This window comes from Reichenbachiella sp. (assembly GCF_039941815.1).
Taxonomy (GTDB): Bacteria; Bacteroidota; Bacteroidia; order Cytophagales; family Cyclobacteriaceae; genus Reichenbachiella.
Map to the genome: position 1 here is coordinate 1 of NZ_JBDVDW010000039.1, position 1,138 is coordinate 1,138.

2 protein-coding genes are annotated in these 1,138 nt (G+C 44.3%); both read left to right on the forward strand.

The features are described from left to right. Positions 1-714, forward strand: a 714-nt coding sequence (locus ABJF11_RS10410) for a glycosyltransferase family 4 protein (protein ID WP_348119786.1), incomplete at its 5' end; no start/stop codon positions are given. Further along, positions 711-1,138 (forward strand): hypothetical protein (locus ABJF11_RS10415; RefSeq protein ID WP_348119787.1); only part of this gene is annotated, 428 nt, incomplete at its 3' end. The genes ABJF11_RS10410 and ABJF11_RS10415, both read left to right, overlap by 4 nt.

Below are 1,138 nucleotides of genomic sequence, written 5' to 3' on the forward strand. Positions count from 1 at the left end.
GAGTACAGTAGGCAGTCGAACCTCAACCTTACCTGCTCCGACGATGATGCTGAGGTTATGGCAGAAAGTATTCCCAACTGTCGGTTTCTCTCTGTTCCGAATGGGGTAGACGTCTCATACTTTTACCCAAATGCGTCAGTCGAAGTATTAGAAAAGAGCATTGTTATTGTCGGTGGACTTTCCTGGTATCCGAATCGCGAAGCAGTGGAGTATTTTATCCGGGAGATCTGGCCGCTGATCAAAGCCCGTATTCCTGACATGAGAGTAGATGTCATTGGTCGGGGACCGACCCGTGAAATGGTAAAGCTTTCTGAAAGCGACAAGTCATTTCATATCCACGGATTTGTTGATGACGTTCGAGACTATCTCTGGAGAGCACACTTCTATCTTTGCCCTATTCGTACTGGTGGCGGCACTAAGCTAAAGATACTGGATGCACTTGCAAGTGGGTGCTGTATTATTGCCGATCCGTTCGCTTGCAAAGGCATCAAGGTTCATAACGGAGCTGAGATTGTATATGCGGAAACACCGAAAGATTATGTGGACGAGATTGTAAATCTTCTTGAGAATAAGGACTATGAGTTGAGTCTAAGAGAAGCGGGTCCTCAACTTATTCGAAATCATTACAGCTATACAAGTATCGGAAAGCGGTATTCAGACGAACTCGACAATTTGATAGCCCGGTCGAGAAAGCTGAACAGGAGTAGTTTATGAACTCAGCGTTAGCTCGAAAGATTTTTGAAGCCGGTGCTAAAGTCAGAAATCCTTCTCTGTTTCGGCAATACGACTATCTGAAATCTACAGAATGGCTTTCTGGAAAGGAACTCGAGCAAATTCAAATTGAGAATGCCGAGAAATTCCTTCGGTTTTGCGGTAAGAATTCGCCGTATTTTCAAAAAATATTCCGAGAATCGAACTTTGCCCCAGAAAAATTTTCAGCCATATCAGATCTTCGTATTTTACCAGAACTGGATAAAGCTACGTTGATCAATGAAAACTCTGCAATTCACGCGAGTAACGTGAATGAAAAGCTTCGACTCGCAGAGACATCCGGAACGTCCGGCGAAGCCCTGGCATTTTACAGAAACGAAAAGTGGGATTCTATAAACCGAGCTGCGCTTATGCGTTCATACGATTG